Origin of the sequence: Sandarakinorhabdus sp. (assembly GCF_040398645.1) — a bacterium.
In the GTDB taxonomy this organism is placed as follows: domain Bacteria; phylum Pseudomonadota; class Alphaproteobacteria; order Sphingomonadales; family Sphingomonadaceae; genus Sandarakinorhabdus.
The window spans coordinates 1-2,041 of sequence record NZ_JBBATR010000111.1; the positions used below are offsets into that span (position 1 = coordinate 1).

Genomic DNA, 2,041 nt, shown 5'->3' on the forward strand with positions numbered 1-2,041 from the left:
ACGCCGCCGACGCCGATGCGGTTCAGCGGCACGCAGCCGTTGGTGGGCGCGGTGAGCGTGGAGCGGCAGACGATGGTGCCGGCCGCGATGCCGGCGGCATTGCCCACCGGCGCGCGCACCGCATCCTGGGCCAGCGTGACGCGGCTGTTGAGCCAGGTGTTGGTGAGCAGTTCGTTGGTGCGGGCGATGCCGGCCTGATAATAGGCGGCATATTTCCAGCTGCCCTTGCCGATTTCGAACTCGCCGTCGGCGCCGGCGACAAAGCGATAAACTTCGCGGCTGTTGTTGGAGCCCGCCGCCGGGAAGCCATTGTTGCTGGTGCCGATGCTGATGTTGGACAGGTTGAGCGCGGTCATCTGCGTTACGATGGCGGTGGGCAGGAAGGCATTGTCGCGCTGGATGGTGATGCCGGTGGACGGGGTTTGCTGGTAAAAGCTGCTGCCGTTGTAGCCGGAGAAGCTGTATTGCACGAACGGCACGAAGGCCGGGCTGACTTCAAAGCTCAATCGCCCGAAGATATTGCCGCGCTCTTCGTCGGGAGACAGGCTGTTGGTGCTGAAATGGCCTTCGCGGCTGATAAGATAATCGCCGCCGATCATCCACTGGCCGCGGTTGGGGCCGTAATTAAACTGGTTCAGGCTGGCTTGGCCATTGGTGATGGCCCCGAAATAGGTGCCGCGCAAAGGCCCGGTGTTGACGATGCCGCCCGGTGTGAATTGATAGGTGCCGATGCCCGAACCAACGAAGCGTTCCGGTTGGCCATTGCCAGCCACGAACGCCGGATTGTCGATCTGGAAGAAGCCGGAATTCTGCCAGGGCCGATCATAGGTATCGACGCCGTTCTGGGTGAAATAGTCGCCGGCCAGCAGCACCTTGCCGCGGCCATCGGCAAAATCGAAGCCGCTGGTGATGCGGAACGTGTGGTTGGGCGTGTCGCCATAATCGGTGATGCCGAATTCATATTCGGCGCGCAGGCCCTTGAAATCACGATTGAGCGAGAAGTTGATGACCCCGGCAACAGCGTCGGAGCCATAGGCCGACGATGCGCCGCCGGTGACGACTTCAACGCCCTTGATCAGGCCCTGCGGCACGGTTTGCGTATCGACGAAGCCGACCGGGGTGGAGGCCACCGAGCGCTGTCCATCGATGAGCACCAGCGTGCGCGCCGCACCAAGGTTGCGCAGATTGACCGTGGCAATGCCGGCCTGGCCATTGGACAGCGAACCCGAATTGGTGGACGAGCTTTGCGAACCGCGCACCGATGGCAGCGTGTTCACATAATCGCCGATATTGGCCTGCGGTTCGGCTTTCAGTTCGGCTTCGCCAATCACCGAAACCGGGATCGGCGAATCGTAACCGGTGCGCGAAATGCGTGAGCCAGTGACGGTGATGACGCTGGTGTCTTCCTCGGCCGCGGCCTGGGCGGTGGTGACTGGCGCGGCTTGCGCCAACACGGCTGCCGGCACCAGCAAGGCCGCAGTGGCTGCGCCCAGCTGCAGCAAGCCACGGAATTGCGCGAGATTACCGCGATTGATCGACATTGTTGCTTCCCCCAATTGCGGCCCGATCTGAAATCGCGCCGCAGCATGACGATCATGCCCGATATGTCATTTGCATGACGCTGCCGCCGGGGCGGTACGTCTTTTGGCGTAGAGCGGGCCATGAACCCGGCCGCGTGGCCGATCTGCCACAGGCAAAATTGTCAGCGGCCCGGCAGCGGCACCAAGCGCGCCGGGTCGCCCGGCCGGAATTGCAGGCTGCGCGTTATGCCGGCCCGGCGCACATTCACCTGGGTGGCATGATCAGGGTGGGTTTCGCCAAACAGGCCGGCGTTGATGGCCAGATTGGCCGGCTTGCCGCGCAGCCGGCCGGCAAAGCGCAGCACGACGACATCGCCGGCCAGCGACTGCCCGCTATAGGCCAGCGGCACGCCAGCGATGCGAAACCGGTCCCCAACATAGAGGATCAGCATTTTCAGCGCATCCGGGTCATCCAGGCTGGGCTGGGCATCGGGGGCGATATTGGCCAGCACCGGCTCCAC

General features: G+C 63.5%; 2 protein-coding genes. Both read right to left on the reverse strand.

The genetic code is table 11. The features are described from left to right. The coding region (locus tag ABWP50_RS13410; protein WP_353218491.1) for a TonB-dependent receptor plug domain-containing protein at window positions 1-1,541 on the reverse strand (1,541 nt) is incomplete at its 3' end. 161 nt (window positions 1,542-1,702) lie between these two features. Next, window positions 1,703-2,041, reverse strand: a 339-nt coding sequence (locus tag ABWP50_RS13415; RefSeq protein ID WP_353218492.1) for a DUF6702 family protein, incomplete at its 5' end; no start/stop codon positions are given.